The organism is Prescottella subtropica, from assembly GCF_005434945.1.
GTDB classification, from domain to species: domain Bacteria; phylum Actinomycetota; class Actinomycetes; order Mycobacteriales; family Mycobacteriaceae; genus Prescottella; species Prescottella subtropica.
This window is the reverse complement of the sequence record NZ_SKCH01000006.1, coordinates 1-22,493: the sequence shown is the minus strand read 5'-3', so window position 1 is coordinate 22,493 and position 22,493 is coordinate 1. Positions and strand designations below refer to the sequence as shown.

14 protein-coding genes are annotated in these 22,493 nt (G+C 68.5%); 10 read left to right on the top strand and 4 right to left on the bottom strand.

Annotated elements, in window-relative coordinates:
• Nucleotides 1–20 precede the first annotated feature (20 nt).
• From kdpA to ftsY, 10 genes are read left to right on the top strand one after another with little or no spacing between them, the layout of a single operon-like run.
• Nucleotides 21–1,721, top strand: a complete 1,701-nt coding sequence (gene kdpA, locus E0497_RS07990; RefSeq protein ID WP_137724268.1) for a potassium-transporting ATPase subunit KdpA — start codon at nucleotides 21–23, stop codon at nucleotides 1,719–1,721.
• Complete coding sequence (gene kdpB, locus E0497_RS07985; protein ID WP_137724267.1) at nucleotides 1,718–3,826, top strand: potassium-transporting ATPase subunit KdpB; 2,109 nt, start codon at nucleotides 1,718–1,720, stop codon at nucleotides 3,824–3,826. The genes kdpA and kdpB overlap by 4 nt, the downstream gene beginning before the upstream one ends.
• Before the next feature lie 7 nt (nucleotides 3,827–3,833).
• A complete protein-coding gene (locus E0497_RS07980; RefSeq protein WP_137724266.1) occupies nucleotides 3,834–4,484 on the top strand; it encodes a potassium-transporting ATPase subunit C in 651 nt (216 codons plus the stop codon).
• A gap of 7 nt (nucleotides 4,485–4,491) precedes the next feature.
• The gene (locus E0497_RS07975) at nucleotides 4,492–7,038 is read left to right on the top strand and encodes a sensor histidine kinase (protein WP_137724265.1); all 2,547 of its coding nucleotides are present in this window, start codon (nucleotides 4,492–4,494) and stop codon (nucleotides 7,036–7,038) included.
• Nucleotides 7,035–7,715, top strand: coding sequence for a response regulator (locus E0497_RS07970; protein WP_137724264.1), 681 nt, complete (start codon nucleotides 7,035–7,037; stop codon nucleotides 7,713–7,715). Before E0497_RS07975 ends, E0497_RS07970 begins: the two co-directional genes overlap by 4 nt.
• Before the next feature lie 58 nt (nucleotides 7,716–7,773).
• Complete coding sequence (locus E0497_RS07965) at nucleotides 7,774–9,225, top strand: alanine/glycine:cation symporter family protein (protein ID WP_137724263.1); 1,452 nt, start codon at nucleotides 7,774–7,776, stop codon at nucleotides 9,223–9,225.
• Nucleotides 9,218–9,646 (top strand): OsmC family protein, encoded by a 429-nt coding sequence (locus E0497_RS07960; protein WP_241665786.1) that lies wholly within the window; start codon nucleotides 9,218–9,220, stop codon nucleotides 9,644–9,646. The genes E0497_RS07965 and E0497_RS07960 overlap by 8 nt, the downstream gene beginning before the upstream one ends.
• Before the next feature lie 5 nt (nucleotides 9,647–9,651).
• Entirely contained in the window at nucleotides 9,652–9,933 is a 282-nt protein-coding gene (locus tag E0497_RS07955) for an acylphosphatase (RefSeq protein ID WP_137724261.1), read from the top strand.
• A 22-nt stretch (nucleotides 9,934–9,955) separates the two neighbouring features.
• The gene (gene smc / locus E0497_RS07950; RefSeq protein WP_137724260.1) at nucleotides 9,956–13,558 is read left to right on the top strand and encodes a chromosome segregation protein SMC; all 3,603 of its coding nucleotides are present in this window, start codon (nucleotides 9,956–9,958) and stop codon (nucleotides 13,556–13,558) included.
• Between the two features lie 32 nt (nucleotides 13,559–13,590).
• A complete protein-coding gene (gene ftsY, locus E0497_RS07945) occupies nucleotides 13,591–15,066 on the top strand; it encodes a signal recognition particle-docking protein FtsY (protein WP_137724259.1) in 1,476 nt (491 codons plus the stop codon).
• 81 nt (nucleotides 15,067–15,147) lie between these two features.
• Here ftsY and csb2 read toward each other — a convergent pair whose 3' ends face one another.
• The 4 genes from csb2 to cas3g are packed head-to-tail and all read right to left on the bottom strand — an operon-like array spanning nucleotide 15,148 to nucleotide 22,062.
• Nucleotides 15,148–16,581 (bottom strand): type I-G CRISPR-associated protein Csb2, encoded by a 1,434-nt coding sequence (gene csb2 / locus E0497_RS07940; protein WP_161987398.1) that lies wholly within the window; start codon nucleotides 16,579–16,581, stop codon nucleotides 15,148–15,150.
• Nucleotides 16,582–16,583: 2 nt separating this feature from the next.
• The gene (gene cas7g, locus E0497_RS07935) at nucleotides 16,584–17,522 is read right to left on the bottom strand and encodes a type I-G CRISPR-associated RAMP protein Csb1/Cas7g (protein WP_241665785.1); all 939 of its coding nucleotides are present in this window, start codon (nucleotides 17,520–17,522) and stop codon (nucleotides 16,584–16,586) included.
• Complete coding sequence (gene cas8g1 / locus E0497_RS07930) at nucleotides 17,522–19,705, bottom strand: type I-G CRISPR-associated protein Cas8g1/Csx17 (RefSeq protein WP_137724256.1); 2,184 nt, start codon at nucleotides 19,703–19,705, stop codon at nucleotides 17,522–17,524. Before cas8g1 ends, cas7g begins: the two co-directional genes overlap by 1 nt.
• The gene (gene cas3g, locus E0497_RS07925; RefSeq protein WP_277751673.1) at nucleotides 19,702–22,062 is read right to left on the bottom strand and encodes a type I-G CRISPR-associated helicase/endonuclease Cas3g; all 2,361 of its coding nucleotides are present in this window, start codon (nucleotides 22,060–22,062) and stop codon (nucleotides 19,702–19,704) included. The genes cas8g1 and cas3g overlap by 4 nt, the downstream gene beginning before the upstream one ends.
• Between the last annotated feature and the right edge of the window lie 431 nt (nucleotides 22,063–22,493).

Below are 22,493 nucleotides of genomic sequence, written 5' to 3'. Positions count from 1 at the left end.
CCCCGAAAGGTCACAGCCCTATGAATCCCGCTCTCGCGGCGGGACTGCAGATCGCGCTGGTCGTCGCCGTCCTCGCGATCTTGTACGTCCCGGTCGGTGACTACATGGCCAAGGTCTACACCACCGACACCGATCTCCGATCCGGGGATCTGCGTATCGAATCCGTCCTCTACCGGCTCTGCCGGATCGACTCCCGCGCCGAACAGACGTGGTACGGCTATGCCGGCAGCCTCCTCGGCTTCTCCGCAGCCAGCGTCCTGTTCCTGTATGTGCTGCAACGCATTCAGGGGGTGCTGCCACTGAACAACGGACTGGGCGGCGTCAGCCCCGCTGTCGCGTTCAACACCGCGGCGTCGTTCGTCGCCAACACCAACTGGCAGTCGTACACCCCCGAGACCACGATGAGCCACCTCACCCAGGCCGCCGGCCTCGCGGTGCAGAACTTCGTGTCCGCCGCCGTCGGCATGGCGGTCGCCGCGGCCCTCATCCGCGGATTCGTGCGGGTGTCCCGCGGCGGGGAGATCGGCAACTTCTGGGTCGACCTGGTCCGTGGCTGCCTGCGGATCCTGCTGCCGCTGTCGTTCCTGATCGCACTGATCCTGCTGTCCCAGGGCGTGATCCAGTCGTTCCACAGCAGTTTCGCGTCGACGGGTCTCGACGGCACGTCCGTCGCCAACGCGCTCGCTCCCGTCGCATCGCAGGAGGCCATCAAGGAACTCGGCACCAACGGCGGCGGTATCCTGGCCGCCAACTCGGCGCACCCGTTCGAGAACCCCACCCCGCTGAGCAACATCGTGGAGATCCTCGCGATCCTGCTGATCCCGGTCGCCCTGACCCGAACCTTCGGCACCATGGTCGGTGACCGCCGCCAGGGTCTGACGCTCCTCGGTGTGATGGCAGCGATCTGGTTCGCGATGCTCGCCGTCGTCCTCGCAGCCGAGTCCGGGACGCGGGGCGTCGCCGCGAACGCGGCCGGCGCGATGATGGAGGGCAAGGAAGTCCGGTTCGGTATCCCCGGCAGCGCCCTGTTCGCGGTCACCACGACCGGCACGTCCACCGGTGCCGTCAATTCCGCCCACGACAGCATGTCGCCCCTCGGTGGCGGTGCAGTGCTGCTGAACATGCTGCTCGGGGAGATCGCGCCCGGCGGTGTCGGCACCGGCCTGTACGGCATCCTCATCCTCGCGATCATCGCGGTGTTCGTCGGTGGCCTGCTCGTCGGTCGCACCCCCGAATATCTCGGCAAGAAGCTGGGGCAGCGGGAGATCACCCTGGCCGCGCTGTCCGTGCTCGTCATGCCGGCCCTGGTCCTGATCGGCACCGGCATCACCGTGGTCCTCGGCTCCACCGTCGGCTATCTCGGCAACAGCGGCGACCCCGGCAGCCCGCAGGCGATCCACGGCTTCACCGAGGTGCTGTACGCGTTCGCGTCGGCGTCCAACAACAACGGCAGCGCGTTCGGCGGTCTCACCGCGACCAGCGACTGGTTCCAGTCGGCGCTCGGCGTGTGCATGCTGCTCGGACGGTTCCTGCCGATCCTGTTCGTCCTCGCGCTCGCCGGATCCCTGTCCGCGCAGCGCAAGACCCCGGCCGGGGTGGGCACCCTGCCCACGTCCGGCCCCATGTTCGCGGGACTGCTCACCGGCACCGTCGTGCTGGTCGCGGCCCTCACCTTCTTCCCGGCCCTCGCACTCGGGCCGATCTCGGAGGCCTTGCAATGAGTCTGCAGACCGATACGAAACCTCCTGCCGTGCACGACGGCCCGGACGACGCCGGTCCCACACCCGTCCCCGCCGGCCTTTTCAGCCCGCGGCAACTGCTCACCGCCCTGCCCGGTGCGCTGCGCAAGCTCGACCCGCGCCACCAGGCGCGCAACCCGGTCATGTTCGTCGTCCTCGTCGGGTCGATCGTCACGACGCTCCTGGCGATCGGACAGCCGAGCCTGTTCTCGTGGCTCGTCGCCGTCTGGCTGTGGTTCACCGTGGTGTTCGCGAACCTCGCCGAGTCCGTCGCCGAGGGGCGCGGCAAGGCGCAGGCTGCGAGCCTACGGAAAGTCAAGCAGGACACCGTTGCCCGACGACTGACCGCATCCGGTGCGGTCGAGGAGGTGTCGGCGACGACATTGAAGATCGGCGACACCGTCCTGGTCGAGGCCGGTCAGGTCGTCCCCGGCGACGGTGACGTCATCGACGGCATCGCGACTGTCGACGAATCCGCGATCACCGGAGAATCCGCGCCCGTGGTCCGCGAATCCGGGGGCGACCGGTGCGCTGTCACCGGCGGCACCACCGTGCTGTCCGACCGGATCGTCGTGCAGATCACGTGCGCGCCCGGGCAGTCGTTCGTCGACCGGATGATCGCACTCGTCGAGGGGGCGTCCCGCAAGAAGACGCCCAACGAGATCGCCTTGAACATCCTGCTGTCCGCGCTGACGGTCGTCTTCCTGCTCGCGGTCGTCGCGATCGGGCCGATGGGACAGTACGCCGGCGAGGCGCAGGATCCGGTCAAGCTCATCGCACTGCTGGTGTGCCTGATCCCCACCACGATCGGCGCACTGCTCTCCGCGATCGGCATCGCCGGCATGGACCGGCTCGTGCAGCGCAACGTGCTGGCCATGTCGGGCCGCGCCGTCGAGGCAGCCGGCGACATCGACACCCTGCTCATGGACAAGACCGGCACCATCACCTACGGCAACCGCCGGGCCACCGCCCTGCACCCGGCGCCGGGACGTTCCGACGACGAACTGTCCGCCGCCGCACGGTTGTCCAGCCTCGCCGACGAGACACCGGAGGGCCGCAGCATCGTCGAGTTGTGCGCGCAACGGTACGGGCTGGGTACCGAACCGGCCGAGTTCGAACGCGCCGCCGAGTTCGTGCCGTTCACCGCGCAGACCCGGATGAGCGGCCTCGACATCGCCGCCGCGACCGGGCTGCAGCAGATCCGCAAGGGCGCCGGCGATGCGGTGCTCGCCTGGGTGGCCGGGTTCGGTGGCGTCGTCGACCCGGAGGTGTCCGCCGCGGTGGAGAAGGTCGCCCTCGGCGGCGGCACCCCGCTGGTGGTGGCGGTCGCCGAACGCGGCACCGCATCGGTACTCGGCGTGATCGCGCTGACCGACGTCGTCAAACCGGGCATCGCGGAGCGGTTCGCGCAACTGCGGGCGATGGGGATCCGCACCGTCATGGTGACCGGCGACAACCCGCTCACCGCGCGGGCCATCGCCGCGGAGGCGGGCGTCGACGACTTCATCGCCGAGGCCACCCCCGAGGACAAGCTCGACCGGATCCGCGCCGAGCAGGAGGGCGGCCGGCTCGTCGCGATGACCGGTGACGGCACCAACGACGCGCCCGCGCTCGCGCAGGCCGACGTCGGTGTCGCGATGAACACCGGCACGTCGGCGGCCAAGGAGGCCGGCAACATGGTCGACCTCGACTCCGACCCGACCAAGCTCATCGAGGTCGTCGAGATCGGCAAGCAACTGCTCATCACCCGCGGCGCGCTCACCACGTTCTCGCTCGCGAACGACCTGGCGAAGTACTTCGCGATCCTGCCGGCCCTGTTCGCCGGCATCTACCCGCAGCTGGGGGTGCTCAACATCATGCACCTGGCGACACCGCAGTCCGCGATCCTGTCCGCGGTGATCTTCAACGCGCTCGTCATCATCGGGCTGATCCCGTTGGCGCTGCGCGGTGTCCGCTACCGGCCGGCGGCGGCGTCGACGCTGCTGGGCCGCAACCTGTCGATCTACGGTGTCGGCGGGGTTCTCACCCCCTTCATCGGTATCTGGCTGATCGACCTCGTCGTCCGCCTCGTCCCTGGAATCGGGTGAAACCGCAATGCGATTCGGAATCGGATTTCTCAAGCAGGTGTGGGCCGGGCTGCTGGTGCTGCTCGCGCTCACCGTCGTCCTCGGCGTCGCCTACCCGGCCGCAGTGTGGGGCGTGTCCCGGATCTCGTCGGGGTCCGCGGAGGGCTCACCGGTGACCGACGCGTCCGGCTGCGTCGTCGGCAGCCGTTGGCTCGGCGTGGACCCACAGGTCCCGGCCGGCGACCCGGACCCGTTCTTCCACAACCGGGTCGTCGGCTCGGTGGCCGACGGTGACCCGTTCGCGGCCGGGGACCCGGCAGCGGGTCTGCCCACCAACCAGGGGCCCAGCAGCGACATCCTCGCCGGGTTCGTCGACGCCCGGCGTGCTGCGATCGCCGAACGGGAAGGTGTTGCCCTCGAACAGGTTCCGACGGACGCCGTGACCGGGTCCGGCTCAGGCCTGGATCCGCACATCTCGCCCGAGTACGCGGCCCTGCAGGTGCCGCGCGTCGCGCAGGCCACCGGACTGAGCGAGGACCGGGTGCGGGATCTCGTCGCCGAGCACACCGCGGGCCGGCAGTTCGGATTCCTCGGGGAGCCGCGGGTGAACGTCCTCGAACTGAACGTGGCGCTCGACCTGACCGCACCCGGGTGCGACCCGGCGGCACCGGGTGAATGATGACGGGGTGAGCAACCTCGAGCAGCCGCGCCCGCCCCGCGCGGCGAGACGCGGCGAGCTGCGGATCTACCTGGGTGCGGCCCCCGGCGTCGGCAAGACGTTCGCGATGCTGGGGGAGGCCCACCGGCGGCTGGCACGCGGCCGGGACGTGGTCGCGGCCGTGGTGGAAACCCACGGCCGCGCCCGCACCGCCGAACAGCTCGCGGGACTCGAGATCGTCGCACCGACGCTGATCGCGTACCGCGGCACCGCGATGCCCGAACTGGACGTCGACGCGGTGATCGCGCGGCGCCCCGCGGTGGTGCTGGTCGACGAGCTGGCCCACACCAACACCCCCGGCAGCCGCAACGAGAAACGCTGGCAGGATGTGTACGAGCTGCTCGACGCCGGCATCGACGTGCTGTCGACGCTCAACGTGCAGCACCTCGAGAGCCTCGGTGACGTCGTCGAGCAGATCACCGGGGTGGTGCAGCACGAGACGGTGCCCGACGAGGTGGTCCGCGCGGCGGCGCAGGTCGAACTCGTCGACATCACCCCGGAGGCGTTGCGGCGCAGACTCTCCCACGGCAACGTGTACTCGGCGGACAAGGTCGACGCCGCGCTGCGGAACTACTTCCGGCGCGGAAACCTCACGGCACTACGGGAACTCGCGTTGCTGTGGGTGGCCGACCAGGTGGATGCGGCGCTGGCGAAGTACCGTGCCGAGAACCGGATCACCGACACGTGGGAGGCGCGGGAACGGGTCGTCGTCGCGGTCACCGGTGGCCCCGAGTCGGCGACGCTGATCCGCCGGGCCGGCCGCATCGCGGGCCGGGCCAGCGCGGAACTGATGGTGGTGCACGTGGTGCGCGGCGACGGACTCGCCGGGGTGTCCGCCGGCGACATGGGGAAGGTGCGCGGGCTCGCCGCCGGTATCGGCGCGAGCGTCCACAGTGTCGTCGGCGACGACGTCCCCACCACACTGCTCGAGTTCGCCCGCGAGGTGAACGCCACCCAACTGGTGATCGGCACGTCCCGGCGGTCGCGGTGGGCGCGGATCCTCGACGAGGGCATCGGGGCGTCGATCGTCCAGCAGTCCGGGACGATCGACGTCCACATGGTCACCCATGCCGAGGCCGCGACCCGCCGGCGTCTCTCGGCCCTGGGGCGGGGGGAGCGGCGGCTGGTGTCGTGGCTGGCGGCGGTGGTGGTGCCGGCGGTCGCGGCGATCCTCATGGGCGTCGTCGACCGGTACGCCGGGGTCGGCGGGCAGAACGCGCTGTTCTTCGTCGTGGTGCTGGCCGTCGCGTTGCTCGGCGGGATCGGGCCGGCGATCCTGTCGGCGCTCATCTCCGGGCTGCTGCTCAACTACTTCTTCACCAGCCCGCTCTACAGTTTCACGATCGCGCAGCCGGAGAACTTCATCACCACGATGGTGCTGCTGGTCGTCGCGGTTGCCGTCGCGGTCCTCGTCGACGCCTCCGCCGAACGGGCCCGGGAAGCGCGGCGGGCGTCGCAGGAGGCGGAACTGCTGGCACTGTTCGCCGGGTCGGTGCTGCGCGGCGCCGACCTGCCGGCACTGCTCGAGAAGGTGCGCGAAACCTACGCGCAGCACGGTGTCAGCGTCGTGCACCGCCGGGACGGCGTCATCAGTGCCGCGGGCACGACGCCGCCGGCCGCCGTCGACGCCGCCGACACCGTGTGCGAGTCGAGCGACGGCGAGTACACGCTGCTGCTCGCCGGCAGCGAACTCGGCGCCCGCGACCGCAAGGTGCTCTACGCGGTCACCAATCAGGCCGTCGGGCTGATCCGGCAGCGGCAACTCGCCGAGGAGGCCGGCCAGGCGCAGGCCCTGGCCGAGGCGGACAGGCTGCGCCGGTCGCTGCTGTCGGCGGTCAGCCACGACCTGCGTACCCCGCTCGCCGCCGTCAAGGCCGCCGTGTCGAGTCTGCGCAGCGACGACATCGAATTCTCGCCCGAGGACACCGCGGAGCTGCTCGCCACCGTCGAGGAGTCCGCCGACCAGCTGACCGCGCTCGTCGGGAACCTGCTCGACTCGTCGCGGCTCGCGGCGGGCGTCGTCACCCCGACACTGCGCCGGGTGTACCTCGAGGAAGTGGTGCACCGCGCCCTCGTCGGCGTCGGCTACGGCGGCCCCGGGACGGCGCGCCGGGTGCGGGACCAGGTGAAGGTGGAGGTCGGCGGCGCCACCGTGATGGCCGACGCCGGTCTGCTCGAACGGGTGATCGCGAACCTCGTCGACAACGCGCTGCGGTATGCGCCGGACGAGCCGGTGCGGATCGGGGCGGCGCGGGCCGGGGACCGGATGACGATCACCGTCGCCGACACCGGGCCGGGACTGCCGCCCGGCGCCGACGAGCAGATGTTCGACGCGTTCCAGCGACTCGGGGACCGCGACAACACCAGCGGGGTGGGGCTGGGACTGTCGGTGGTGAAGGGATTCGTGGAGGCGATGGGCGGCACCGTCGGCGCGACCGACACCCCCGGTGGTGGACTGACGATGATGGTGGAACTGGCGGCCTGCCCGGCCGACGGCGAGAAGGGAGCCCGATGACCCGGGTACTGGTGGTCGACGACGAGCCGCAGATCCTGCGGGCCCTGCGGATCAATCTGAGCGTCCGCGGCTACGAGGTGACGACGGCGTCGACCGGGGCGGCGGCACTGCGGGCCGCCGCCGAGAAACATCCCGAGGTGATCGTCCTCGACCTCGGCCTGCCCGACCTCGACGGCATCGAGGTCCTCGCGGGACTGCGTGGCTGGTGCACCGCCCCGGTGATCGTGCTGTCGGCGCGCACCGATTCGTCGGACAAGGTGGAGGCCCTCGACGCGGGCGCCGACGACTACGTGACCAAACCGTTCGGGATGGACGAGTTCCTGGCCCGGCTGCGGGCCGCGGTCCGGCGCGGCGCCGCAGCCGCCGAGACCGGTGAACCCGTCGTCGTCACCGACACGTTCACCGTCGACCTCGCCGCGAAGAAGGTCACCCGCGACGAGGCCGAGGTGCATCTGACGCCCACCGAGTGGGGGATGCTCGAGATGCTGGTCCGCAACAAGGGCAAACTCGTCGGACAGAAGGAACTGCTGCGCGAGGTGTGGGGTCCGGCGTACGCCACCGAAACCCACTACCTGCGCGTCTACCTCGCCCAGTTGCGACGCAAACTCGAGCGGGATCCGTCGAAGCCGCGGCACCTGCTCACCGAGACCGGAATGGGGTACCGGTTCCAGGCATGAAACAAACCGATCGGTACGCGGGTGGCGGTCGACGGCGATCGTCGGCGATAGTTTTCAGGTGGATTCACTCGTCGATCTGATCGGGAACGTCAACGACACCTACTGGTACGTCGTCATCGTTCTGCTGGTGGGGCTGGGACTGTACTTCACGGTGCGCTCACGGTTCGTGCAGATCCGGCTGCTGCCGGACATGCTGCGGTCGGTCGTCGAGGGTGCCGAAACCCTGCCGGACGGCAGCAAGGGCATCTCGGCGTTCAAGGCGTTCTCGATATCCGCGGCGTCCCGCGTCGGCACCGGCAACATCGCCGGCGTCGCGATCGCGATCAGCGTCGGCGGGCCGGGCGCCGTGTTCTGGATGTGGGTCATGGCGATCCTGGGCGCATCCAGTGCATTCATCGAATCCACCCTCGCCCAGCTGTACAAGGTGCGCGACAAGGACGGCGGCTTCCGCGGCGGCCCGGCCTACTACATGCTGCACGGCCTGCGGAAACGCTGGATGGGTGTGCTGTTCGCGGTGGTCATCACCGTCACCTACGGGTTCGTGTTCAACGCGGTGCAGACCAACTCGATCGTCGACGCCGTGAACACGTCCCTCGACACCGACGGCTCCGGTGCCGCGATCGTCGTCGGCCTGGTGGTGGCGGCGTTGACGGCAGCCGTCATCTTCGGCGGTGTCCGACGCATCTCCACGGTGTCGAGCATCGTCGTCCCGATCGTCGCCGGCGCCTACATCCTCATGGCGCTGATCGTGGTGGCCCTCAACGTCACGGAGGTGCCCGGCATGTTCCGGCTGATCGTGGAGAACGCGTTCGGCATCCAGGAAGTGGTGACCGGCGGGTTCGCGGCCGCCTTCATGAACGGCATCCGCCGCGGCCTGTTCTCCAACGAGGCCGGCATGGGATCGGCCCCCAACGCGGGCGCCACCGCCGCCGTGTCGCACCCCGTCAAACAGGGTCTCGTGCAGAGCCTCGGCGTGTACTTCGACACGCTGCTCGTGTGCACGGCCACCGCCTTCATCATCCTGCTGTCGGACCCCGAATACGGCACCCGCGCCGGTGCGTCCCTCACCCAGAACGCCCTCGCCGCGCAGCTCGGCGGCTGGACCATCCACTTCCTGACCGTCGCGATCTTCTTCCTCGCGTTCACGTCGGTGATCGGCAACTACTACTACGGCGAGACGAACATCGAGTTCCTCACCACGTCGCGCCGCGTCATCACCTGGTTCCGTGTCCTCGTCCTGGTGTGCGTGTTCGCCGGTGCGATGGGCTCGGTCCCGCTGGTGTGGGGCCTGGCCGACCTCGTCATGGGCGTCATGGCGACCGTCAACCTCGCCGCACTGCTACCGCTGTCCGGTGTCGCGTTCCTGCTGTTCCGTCACTACAGCACGCAGAAGGCCGCCGGCCAGGACCCCACCTACCACCGCGACGAACTCCCCGAGATCACCGGTGTCCAGGTGTGGGAGCCGCCGGTCGCGTCGGATACGGATGGCAGGATCAGCACCCGTGACTGAACAGAGCCCCGCCCCCACCGAACTGTGGGTCGAACGCACCGGCACCCGCCTCTACACCGGACACAGCTCCCGCGGCGCCGAGGTCCGCATCGGCTCCGAGTCGGTCGACGGCGTCTTCACCCCCGGTGAACTCCTCAAGATCGCCCTCGCCGCCTGCTCCGGCATGAGCTCCGACTTCCCGCTGTCCCGCCGCCTCGGCGACGACTACGACGCCACCATCCGCGTCTCCGGCGCCGCCGACCGCGACAACGAGGTGTATCCGCACCTCGAGGAAACCCTCGAACTCGACCTCAGCGAACTCGACGCCGACGCCCAGGAACGCCTCGTCGCCCTCGTCGAACGCTCCGTCGACAAGGTGTGCACCGTCGGCCGCACGTTGAAGGCCGGCACGAAGGTGACCCTGCACGTCACGCGGGACTGAACCGCGTGGGAACATCCCCCGAACGTCTCACCGCCTGGGTCCACGGGCATGTCCAGGGCGTCGGATTCCGGTGGTGGACGCGGGCCCGCGCCCTCGAATTCGGGCTCGTCGGGCACGCCACCAACCACGCCGACGGGCGGGTACTGGTGATCGCGGAAGGACCGCGGGAGCGTCTCGACCGCCTGCTGGCGCTGCTCCGGTCGGGGGAGACCCCGGGCACGGTGTCGCTCGTCGTCGAACATTTCGACGCGCCGCGTGGGGGCCTCACCGGGTTCGTCGAGCGTTGAGCTGCCGGTAGGATCGACCGTCGTGCATCTGAAGAGTCTGACGTTGAAGGGCTTCAAATCCTTCGCGTCCGCGACGACTCTGCGGTTCGAGCCGGGCATCACGTGTGTCGTCGGCCCGAACGGCTCCGGCAAGTCGAACGTGGTCGACGCCCTCACCTGGGTGATGGGGGAGCAGGGCGCCAAGGCGCTGCGCGGCGGCAAGATGCAGGACGTCATCTTCGCCGGCACCGCGGGCCGGACCGCCCTCGGCCGCGCCGAGGTGACCCTCACGATCGACAACTCCGACGGAGCCCTGCCCATCGACTACTCCGAGGTGTCGATCACCCGCCGCATGTTCCGCGACGGCGCCGGCGAATACGAGATCAACGGCAGCGCCTGCCGGCTCATGGACGTGCAGGAACTGCTGTCCGACTCCGGTATCGGCCGCGAGATGCACGTCATCGTCGGGCAGGGCCAGCTGGCGGCGATCCTCGAATCCCGCCCCGAGGAACGCCGCGCGTTCATCGAGGAGGCCGCCGGCGTCCTCAAACACCGCAAACGCAAAGAGAAAGCGGTCCGCAAGCTCGACGCGATGGCTGCCAACCTGGCCCGGCTCACCGACCTCACCGCCGAACTGCGCCGCCAGCTCAAACCGCTCGGCCGACAGGCGGAGGTGGCGCGTCGCGCCCAGACCGTGCAGGCCGACCTGCGCGACGCCCGGCTGCGGCTGGCCGCCGACGACCTCGTCACCCGCCGCACCGAACTGGCCGACCAGAGCCGCGACGAGAAACTGGTCCGCGAACAGCAGCAGACGGTGGCGGTCGCCCTCGACACCGCCACCGCCGAACTCGGCGGCCACGAGCGCTCCCTCGCCCGGCTCGCCCCGCAGGCCGACGCCGCCGGGCAGACCTGGTTCCAGCTCTCCGCGCTCGCCGAACGCGTCGACGCCACCGTCCGGATCGCGGCCGAACGGGCCCGGCATCTCGAGGCGGAGCCGCCGACCGGACGCGGCCAGGACCCCGACGAGATGGAGGCCCGCGCCGACCGTCTCGCACTCGAGGAGACCGAACTCGTCGCGGCCGTCGAGGAGGCCCGGGGCATGCTCGACGCCGCCCGCGAACAACTCGCCGACCGCGAAGAAGCGGCCGCGGACGCCGAACGCGCCCACCTGGCCGCGGTGCGGGCGGTCGCCGACCGGCGGGAGGGCCTGGCCCGGCTCACCGGTCAGGTCGACACCCTGCGCTCCCGGGCCGACTCCGCCGCCGCGGACGTCACCCGCCTCGACACCGCGCTCGCCGACGCCCGCCGGCGCGGCGACCTCACCCGGACCGAGTTCGACGACGCCCACACCGCCGCCGGCGAACTGGAAGCGGCCGAGGTCGGACTCGACGAGCAGCACGAACGTGCCGTCGCCGCACTCGAACTCGTCACCGCCCGGGTCACCGAACTGCGGGCCGCCGAACGCGACGCCGGACAGCAGGTGGCGTCGCTGACCGCCCGCATCGACGCGCTCGCGATCGGCCTCGACCGGGGCGACGGCGCCGCGTGGCTGCGCGACCACCACGACGGCCGCGGCATCACCGGCCCGGTCGCCGGACAACTGCGGGTCGAACCCGGATTCGAGACGGCCGTCGCGGCGGTCCTCGGACCGGCCGCCGACGCGCTCACCGCCGACACCGCGGCGGCCGCCGCCGTCGCACTCGACGCCCTCGCCGCCGGCGACGGGGGCCGGGCGGCGCTGTTGTTCCCCGTCGAGAATGATTCGCCTGCACCGGATTCCGTCCTACCGGACGGTGCGCGGTGGCTCGTCGACGTCGTCACCTGCCCCGGCGGACTGCGGTCCGGCATCGGCGCCCTGCTCGGCGGGGTGGCCGTCGTCGCCACCCTCACCGACGGCGCCGCCCTGCTGGAGGAGACGCCGGCCGTGCGGGCCGTCACCCGCGGCGGCGACCTGATCGGGCCCGGCTGGATGGTCGGCGGCACCGAACGGCGCCCGAGCACCCTCGAAGTCCAGGCCGCGATCGACGCGTCCACCACCGCCCTCACCGACGCCCGGCGCAGCGCCGAGGAACTGGCGGCCGCACTCGCCGGGGCCGACGCCGAACACACCGACCGCGCCGAGATCGCCGAACAGACCCTCGCCGCCCTCCACGAATCCGACACCGCCCTGACCACGATCTACGACCGGCTGGGCCGGCTCGGACACGCCGTGCGGGTGGCGCGGGCCGAGACGGACCGGCTCGTCACCCAACGCGACACCGCCGAGACGCGGCGCGACGAGACCCTGACCGCGCTCGCCGACCTCGAGGAACGCCTGCGCCGCGCCGAGAACGAGACCGGCACCGACGACCGGGACACACCAGGCGTCGACACCGACATCGAACGGGAGACCACCGCCGCGGCCCTCGCCGAGGTGCGGGCCGTCGAGATCGAGGCCCGGCTCACCGTCCGCACCGCCGAGGAACGCGCCGAATCGGTCCGCGGCAGAGCCGATACGCTGCGCCGCGCCGCGCAGGCCGAACGCGAGGCACGCTCCCGAGCCGAGCGGGCGCTACGGGCCCGGCAGGCCGCCGCCGGTGTCGCCGCCGCCGTCGCCGAGGCCGGCCGGACAGTCGCGGCCCGGCTCGACCAGGTGGTGGCGGACGCCACCGCGCACCGCGACGAACTCACCCGGCTGCGGGCCGTCCACACCGAACAGGTCGAAACCGTCCGCGAACAGGTGCGGCAGTTGACGGCGCAGATGGCGTCGCTCACCGACACCGTCCACCGCGACGAGGTGGCCCGCGCCCAGGCGGCACTGCGCATCGAACAACTCGAGACCACGATCACCGAGCAGTACGCGATCGCCCCCGACGACCTCGTCACCGAATACGGGCCCGACGTGCCGCTGCCGCCGTCCGAACTCGAAATCACCGAATACGAGCAGGCCCGCGACCGCGGCGAACAGGTCGTCCGCCCCGCCCCCGTCCCGTACGACCGGGCCACCCAGGAACGTCGCGCGAAACGCGCCGAGAAGGACCTCGCGACCCTCGGCAAGGTCAACCCGCTCGCGTTGGAGGAGTTCGCGGCCCTCGAGGAGCGCTACACGTTCCTGTCCACCCAACTCGAAGACGTCAAGAACGCCCGCAAGGACCTCCTCGGGGTGGTCGCCGACGTCGACGCCCGCATCCTGCAACTGTTCACCGACGCCTACACCGACGTCGAACGCGAATTCGTCGACGTGTTCGCCACCCTGTTCCCCGGCGGCGAGGGCCGACTCGTCCTCACCGACCCGTCGGACATGCTCACCACCGGCATCGACGTCGAAGCCCGCCCACCCGGCAAGAAAGTCAAACGACTCTCCCTGCTGTCCGGCGGCGAGAAATCCCTCACCGCCGTCGCCATGCTCGTCGCGATCTTCAAGGCCCGACCGTCCCCGTTCTACGTCATGGACGAGGTCGAAGCCGCCCTCGACGACACCAACCTGCGCCGGCTCATCGGACTGTTCGAGGAACTACGGGAGAAATCCCAACTGATCGTCATCACCCACCAGAAGCCGACCATGGAAGTCGCCGACGCCCTCTACGGCGTCAGCATGCGCGGCGACGGCATCACCACCGTCATCTCGCAGCGACTACGCGGACACGACCTGACCGCGTCGGGCTGACCGGCACCCGGACCGCCTGACAGGATGTGTGGGTGACTACCGGAGCCTGGATAGCAATAGCGGCCGTACTGGCCGTCCTCCTCGTGGCGCTCGTCGTCGGCCTGATCGTGTCGCGGCGCCGCCGCATCACCCTCACCGCCCCCGAACAGCAGCCCGAACTCGAGAAGCCCAAGGACCGCTCGGGTGGCTACCAAGCCGGCGGCGGATTCAACTTCAGCCAGGGCCCCACGGCCACCGCGCCGCCGGTCGCGCCGCCGGTGGTTCCGCCGGTGGTCGAGAAGCCGGCGCCCGAGCCGGTCGTGGAACCGGAACCGGTCGTCGAACCGGAGCCCGTGGCCCCGCCGGAGCCCGTGGTCGAAGAGACTGTCGTCGAGCCGGAACCTGTTGTAGAGCCAGAACCGGTCGTCGACGAGGCAGCACCCGTCGTCGAGCCCGAGGCACCCGCCGCGCCGGAGCCGGTGGTCGAGAAGCCGGTCGTCGAGCCGGAGCCTGTGGTCGAGGAACCGGTCGTTGTCGAGCCGGTCGTGGTGGAGCCCGAACCGGAGGTCGTTCCGGCCCCGACCCCGGCCCCGGCGATCGAGGAGATCGAGCCCACCGAGGGCCGTCTGGATCGGCTGCGTGGACGGCTGTCGCGGTCGCAGAACGCGGTCGGCAAGTCCCTGCTGGGTCTGCTCGGTGGCGGTGACCTGGACGAGGATTCGTGGGAGGAGGTCGAGGACACGCTGCTGATCGCGGACCTCGGCACCGCCACCACCACGAAGGTCGTCGAGCGGCTGCGTCAGGAGATGGCGGCCCGCGGTGTCCGCACGGAGGCCGATGCCCGCGCCCTGCTGCGTGAGGTGCTGATCGAGGAGCTGCAGCCGCAGATGGATCGGTCGATCCATGCGCTGCCGCACGGTGATCATCCGGCGGTGCTGCTGGTGGTCGGCGTGAACGGCACCGGCAAGACCACCACCACCGGAAAGCTGGCGCGTGTCCTGGTCGCCGACGGTCGTCGTGTGCTGCTCGGTGCCGCGGACACGTTCCGTGCCGCCGCCGCCGACCAGCTGCAGACGTGGGCCGAGCGTGTCGGTGCCGAGGTGGTGCGCGGCAAGGAGGGCGGCGACCCGGCTGCGATCGCATTCGACTCGGTCGCGAAGGGCATCGAGGACGGTGTCGATGTCGTCCTCATCGACACGGCCGGCCGCCTGCACACCAAGACCGGTCTCATGGACGAGCTCGGCAAGGTCAAGCGGGTCGTCGAGAAGAAGGCCGCCGTCGACGACGTCCTCCTCGTCCTCGACGCCACCGTCGGACAGAACGGCCTCATGCAGGCCCGCGTGTTCGCCGACGTCGTCGACATCACCGGTGTCGTCCTCACCAAACTCGACGGCACCGCCAAGGGCGGCATCGTCTTCCAGGTCCAGCACGAACTCGGTGTCCCCGTGAAACTGGTCGGACTCGGTGAGGGCGCCGACGACCTCGCGCCCTTCGAGCCCGCGGCGTTCGTCGACGCGCTGCTCGGCTGAGAATCGGTTCTGTAGAGCCACACTGCCCGGCCCCTCGTTTCAGGGGCCGGGCAGTGGTGTATCGGGGACCTGTCCTGGACGCTAACGATCAGCGACGAACTGGCCGAATCCGAAGTGGCTGAGCGCTCCGAGGAACACAGGCCCGGTCACAGATTCAGCGAAATGCAGTCGGATATAGACGCCGCGGCGATTGTCGGATGCGCGGGAGTTCATCCGCCGCCGGCGGAACTCGACGATCTGTGAGCGTGTTGCGTCATCGTCGACCAGTTCGGCGCTGACAGGTGCCGGTAGACCGCGATACTTACACTCGGCGGCCACGTCTTCCAGGAGATACTCGGCGTCGGTGCGGTTGCGGTGACGATGCCGGACCGGAAGGTACGGGGTTTCGGAGCGCCATTCGGTAGAGGCGCCTACCCACGTCGGCGGTACGAGTTCCGGGAGATGCCCGATGCCTGATACCAGCAGTCGTTGAGAGGGTAGGTGCTGATCGAGATCTTTACGGCGGGTGTGTAGGGTTTGTGGGCGGGATGTCATCGCAGACACTGCGATATCGGGGAGTGGATGTTTCGTCCACAACACCAGCGATGCCACGCTGTCCCGGACAGAGGTTGGGCGTCCTGCATCGGTACGTCCAGGAATGACGCCGATGTGTAGATGATCATGGTCTGATCGTCGCGGCCCTGACCCGTCCTTCCCGATGAGTGATGCTGTCAGTTCCGGATCGAGGTTGTCGATGAGCTTGCGGGCGAGACCGTGCATGGCGTCGGTAGCAAGTACGAAGTTCCTCATGCGAACGGGGACGCTGCCGTGCAGTTGGAAACGGATCGCGTTGTACTGCGATTCGGCGGGACGGGCTGAGGGGGTCAGGGTCGAGTGGATCCGCCCGTATCGCAGCAATCGGGTACCGACCGGATAGGGCCGACGCTCTTTCCGGACAGATTCCGTGGTCTGTTCGAGCACGGCCCGATTCGGTGGGCCGTCGAGTCCCAGTACGACGGTCTCCTCGACGGCCCCGCCCTCACCGAGGCGCCACCAGTTTTCATCTGGTGTAGCTGGCGATTCGAGTAACCGTGCAATGCAGATGGATTCGCTTCTACCCAAGTATGGGAGGCGAGTGGTCAGCATCGACAGTGTGTCGGTCTCGGAATCACTCAGTTCGGTGTCCCAATGGATGAGGAGCGGGGCGTCCTCCTCGATCGAGACGAAGGCGTCGAGCACCTGGCTGGTGCCGCCGGTCTCGTCCGAACGATGCCCCATGTCCGCCATGTAGTGGCGTGTCGATCCTGGCCCGCTGGCCGGGGTGAGGTACGCGGCCGGGTTTCCCAGGCGAGCAAGCACGGCATCGACCGCATCGGAAGCGATCTCAGGGCATCGTTCGTGGGCTACTGCCAGCAGTGCCCGTGCGATCCGCCATGGAGACGGTGGCCACTCCACCGCACCCGAGTTCGCGCCCATGTCCCATGGCGTCGCGTGATAGCGACCCAGTGGGAAAGTGATGGAAAGGGTGGTGCCCACGGCTACTTGCCCTTCTTGTCCTTCTTCGGGATCCAGGTCACCGTCGTCACCTCACCGAGTTCACCGGAAGCCGCCCCGATCGCCTGTTCGAGGCGTGTGGTTGCCGCAGCGAGGTCCGGGACGGGTGAGCCGTCGACGACGGTCAGATCGCACGCGGTGCGCAGTCGGAGTCCACCGGCGAGAAGCGAGGCAATCTCCCACTCGGCCAGCGCGACGAGCAGTTCGGTGGCCGCATCGGACAGCCCGTACGACCGGATCTGTTGGTTGTCGATGACGACATGCATGGTGATGGTGTCCGCGACATACTCGGTCCGGTGGTGTGGCACCATGCCGTACCCTTCGCTCGAGCCGCGGCCTTCCTCGGACTCGTTGTACACGGAGTCCTTCTTGACTCCGCCGGTCACCGCGGGCGCGACCTTGTCTGCGTCGATGAATGCGGTGACCGCCCTCTGCACCCGCGGCTGCCATGCCCAGGGCTTCTGCGCGAAGAACACGCCGTGGAGCAGACTCACGGGGTCGAGAGCGAAGATCTGCTCGACGACCTTTCTTCGGTTGAGCGGGCGGCCCTTGACCAATTCGAAGCGCTCGGCAAGTACCTCTCGGAACTCGCGGCCATCGAGTTTGCCGTCGAGAAGGTAGGCGCCGGCCAGTCGATGGGCCTCGAGTCGGCTGCTCGTCAGAAATTCGCCGGCGTCGTCGACGACTCGTACATACGGCAAGGACGCGACGGGGGAGGTCGGCTCCTGTCGAGCCTCGTCCCAGGTGGTTCCCTCGAGATGATTGCTCAGGGACTGGACCGATTCGACAGCCAGTCGGTTCGTCCCATCGGCGCCGCGATACTCACCCGCTCCGAGATCGGGAAAACCGGTGGGCTGGAATCGGTCTCCGGCGATGGGTGCGAGCCCGAAGTGCCACACGGTGCGGGCGGGGGTCGTGGTCATCATGAATCCTCTCGTGCGGTGGTATCGGTAGTGAGCGGTTTGAGTGGATAGCCGATCAGGTCGAGAGTGCTCCTGTGGTGGCTGCGCGGTAGCAGTGCGGCGGCTAGTCTGCGGCCGTCCGCAGAGATTTGTGACGTCTCGTCATCGGAGGTGATAGTTCCGAATCCACACTGGCGCAGTCGTTGTCGCGCTGTCCGGACTGCCGGCGCGACGACATCGTGGGCGAGGGGAACCACGATCTCGGTGGTGAGGGCATATCGGCGGCCCGCCGCCCCGTCGTTCGACTCCGGTGCGCCGAACCCGTCGCGCAGGAGCCCCAACAACGCCAACCGGGGATCCGGGACGAGCGCGAGACCGCCGACAGCGAACTGTCGACCGGACCGGATTCCGCGCCAATCGAACACGAGGAGTGCCTCGATCCATTCCTGAATCAGGTGGTCGTCGAGTGCGCCGCGACTGAACGCGTGAATATCGCCGATCGGTACAGGAATACCGGATTCCGGTCCCCGAACCCCTGTCGTCGGCGGGTTCGTGGATGAGGCGGCACCGTCGAGGACGTGGCGTACGAGAACGTCGGAGAGTACGTCGACGAGTGGTCGCAGCGTGAAACCTTCGACCACGGGATGCTCGGTCCAGGTTGTCCGTCCGGATACGGTGGTGACGGGCAGCAGGAATTCCCTCAGACCGTGACCGGAGCGGTTTCCATCCTGGCCTTTCCACGTCAACGAGGCGACACCGAGCGCGATCCGGAACTCGGCCTCCTCGAGGAGAAACCGCAATGGCCCGCCCAGTAGGTCGATCAGGTGGTTCGCGGGCGTAGGCGCACGGGGAATGAGCGCGGCGCGGGAATGGGTTCCACGGGCGACAGCTGCCTCGATCCGTGTGATTCCGGCGAGCATTCGGCGCAGCGATAGTGCGCGCGCAGCATCGTCCTCGGCCTTCGCGAGAGTGATCCGAGCCTGGCCGAACTCCCGAGCCGCTTCCTGGACTGTCCGCGGCATCCGGGATGTACTTGACGCACGATTCGGCCAGGTCTCGACCTCGGCAACGAGTGCGAGAGTTGAATCGGAGTGGACGTCGACAGTATCGGTGCGGACAGCGCTGTAGGACAATCCGTTCCGTTTCAGCAGGCTGTAGCGGTCGAACGAGGAGATCGCGGCGGACACGCCGTTACTTCCGGCTGCGAGATACATGTCCGCGGATTGAACGGCGATGCGTCCGTTCCAGACCGCCCGGCCCTCTGTGAAGATCCGTTGGACCGCAGACAGGGACAGCCAGTTCACCCACGAAGGAACCCACACCTCACCGCGGCTCTCCTCGGCATCGGATCCGGTGGGGGTGCCGTTTGCGCTGCCGTAGGTGGTGAACGTCATCGCGGCCCGGGGTGCAGTATGTGACTGCATGCCGAGTCTGCGAGCAGGTGACGCCGCAAACCACGTGGCACCTTCGATCATCAGCACGAACGACCACGGGTTCACCAACCCGTCCGCTGCACCGTACGTCGAGGAGTTCGGTGTCCCGGTGGCCCCGGGGTCGAACTGCCCGCTGGTGCCCCGGCTCAGTTTGGACAGCGCGGTGCCCTCGAGGAAATCCCGTGCGGCGGCGAGCGAGCTTTCCCGTAACCGTTCGGATGTAGGGAGCACCTCGAGGAGTCGCTGGTGGTAGTTGGTCGAGAAATCGAGACGTCCGTCGTTGCCGCCGGACCCGAGCAGCGGGGGGAAAGCGAGGTCGTCGTCACCGAGAAGGACGACGGCGGCGTTGATCCACGGCAACATCTCGTCGGGGCATACGTTGCGGATTTCCAGTACCAGCTGGTCCTTGCCCCACTTCTCGTCCCGCGCCCGTTGGGCGATGGGAGCGACGATGCGGTGGGCCTCCCGAAGTCGAGCGAGTCGCGTGCCTTCGATCGCCAGGAGTTGCTCGAGGGTCGACTTGGGGGTCTTGTCCTTGGCCCCGTACCCGGAACCTTCGTTCCACGGGCTGAGCACGGGCCGTGGCCAGTACTCGTCGACCAGCCACACTGCCAAATCGTCGACAGCGGTGCGGATCTGGAGATCCTCGCCGACGAACCGACTCACCAGTCCCGGATCGGCCTGCTCCGACAACACACGAATCAGCCCCAAGCCGGCCAACGACCGCATCAGTGACCGGTTCCTGATGCCGGCAATTTCGTGCACTGTCATCGGTCGGCCTTTCCGGTGTGGAGGCTGCTGGCTGTCCAGTCCGCGACCCGAACTAGCATCTCGAAATAGGCCAAGCGGAAGACGCCGTATCGGCGCAGCAGGGTATCCACGGTGTCCTCCCAGGAGGCTGTGCCGTCAGGGTTGCTGGGCCGCAGGGGACGGAGGTCGAGGACGGACTGGGTTTCGGGCAGCCCCAGCACGGGAAGGACCGTTGCAGGTTCGACGCCGGAGATCCCGACCAGCGTGTCGGTGACGGCCGGGTCTGTGTTGCGGATTTGCACGCGCGCTTTGCCATGATGGGACGCGACGAGATAGCGGACCAGGTCACGGTCGTGAGCATCGGTGATCAGCGAGGACAGCGGGCCGTCGAGCAGTGCGACGCTGGCGACTTCGTGACGGAACGACGAGATTCCATTGCCATAGCTGAGACGACGAGACGTTCCCGGAGACTTCGCCCACGGAACCGGGCCGTCGCCACCTGCTGCAGTCCTGCGGAGCGCTGCCTGCCAGGTGCCGTGAGCCTTCCCGGCATCGTGCAGGCGGGCCGCGAGAACGAGATCCTGCGCGACCCGGTCGTCGAGATCGAGATCGGCGGTCAGAGTACGCGCAGCTTCCGCGGTCTCTTCCAGATGCTGGTCGAGGGGGATCCACCCGGTGGCCGAGACGGATCGTGGGTCGGCATCGGAGGCGTCGAGCACCGGCTCGGATTCGGGGTCGCCGGCATCATCCGCCATAGGTATCCCGGGCAGTGGAACCCGAGCGTGGGAGCGCGGATCGAAACCGGTATCGGTCCGGTAGCGACCATCCTCGCTACGGAGAAGGAGAACCTCACCCGGCCTGGCGCGGCGGGCGTAACCGAGGGAACGCCAACGGCGTTCGGCGGTCTCGAAATACCAGACCTTGACTCCGTCATCCACCAGATCCTTGATCGCCCCCAGCGGGACACGACAGCGGTATTCGGGGGGGAGCGGTTTCAGGTCGGGATCGGGTTTGCTCTCGAAGTCCATCCAGACGAGTTGGGCGTCGAGGTCGTCTGCATCGCGGACGTAGGGGGCGATGTCGAGGTCGCTTCCGGTGAGGTCGGGGGCGGTGTCGAACAGGGACAGGAAGTCATCTCGGCGTAGCGTCTGGACGCGTCGTTCGGAGGTGTGGACCGGGCACGCTAGAAGTGTTTCGTTCGTCGGCGCCGAGTCTTCGAGTTCACGTAGTTGGGCCACCGAGGCGGCGATGTCGTCCGCGGGATACGGTCCCGGCTTCGCGGGTGCGAACCACCACAGTTCAGCGTCGGCGTAGATGCCGGCGCGGTTGCAACGCCCGGATCGCTGGATGAGGGAGGGCCACGGGGCGGCCTCTGTGATGAGGGTGCGGGCATCGAGGTCCATGCCGGCTTCGACGACCTGCGTCGAGATGACGATGCGATCAGCCGAATCGGTGATGACGTCGGTGACCAACTCTTCCCGGTCGATAGGTCGGAACCTGCTGTGCAACAGCGTTACCGGTGTCTTTTTCTGGACCTTCGACTTGGTCAACGCGGAGTGCAATTCGCGCGCTGTGGCGACCGTGTTGACGATGACGAGTGTCAGGCCCGGTCGGTGATGTTCCAGGATCGAGGCCGCCAACTCGCTGAATTTTCCTGGGGTGAAGGAGAGCTCGCGGACCCTGCGCGTGGCCATCCGTCGTTTCCGGAGGGCCGGAGTCTCGTCCTCGGTGGACAGGGTGACCACGCGTGAAGCTGCCGGGTAAGGGTTGTCGACGGTATCGAGCAGGGAAGGGGCGATGGTTGCGCTCATACAGGTCAAGCCGGTACGGATGGCGCCGAACTGTTGCTGGAAGGCGGCGATCTGCCGTGCTGTCCGAGTCGACGCGGCAGCGAGTTGGACCTCGTCGACGACGAGATGGCAGTCACCCCAGAAGAGTCCTGCGTCGACGGGGTAGCCACTGCGGGAGGAGCCGTAACCGCGCATCAGCATGCGGCTGACGATCATGTCGACGGTCCCGACGATGATCTGAGGCTTGTCCGGACGCATCCGCCACGGATGGCTCCGATCGGTCATACCGCCGATGAGGAGATCGACCGTGACGTCGTCGGCGATACCGAGATCGGTGAGCCACTTCTCGACCGCGTCGACCGTCTGACGGGTCAACGTCCGCATGGGAAGTGCGACGACGAGGCGCCGAGCGGTGCGGTTCCGGGCACCGGAATCCGGATGGAACTGGCGGAACCACAACCACGCCAGCACGGCCGCTGCTGTCTTCCCGTATCCAGGGGGGACGTCGATGACCTCGGGAAGAGAGTCGCCGGCGGCGACACGTTCCTGATATGGGTAGGGGGAATGCCCGGTCGCGGCCGTGAACATGTCCGTGTACGACACATAGTTGCTGGTCATCACTGGCTCCCCCATGGATGTCGGACCCTTCGTGTACTTCTTGTCCATCTCCATGGAACTGCATCCAGCAAGATCTGTCAACGATTAACAGGAGCTGAGTATGCTGAAAGTTGATATGAAGGTTGGTGAGGCCGTGGGTTCGAAGACACACGATCTGAGGATGCTGCCTCAATGGAGCCGACGGGTCGGGTACGCCCTGGAGCCCGTGCCGGCCTCGGCCTGCTCGGGACGGCCTCGCTTGCAACTTTCGCACGGTCGGGTGTTGAGCGCGAAACGAATGGGCCTTACCCCTGGTTCTTGGACACGCTGAATCCAGCATGATGCTGGGGAAGCGAGAGAATCGAGATCATGGCCAGGAAGCACTACGACGAGGAGTTTCGGCGGAACGCGGTCGACTTGTA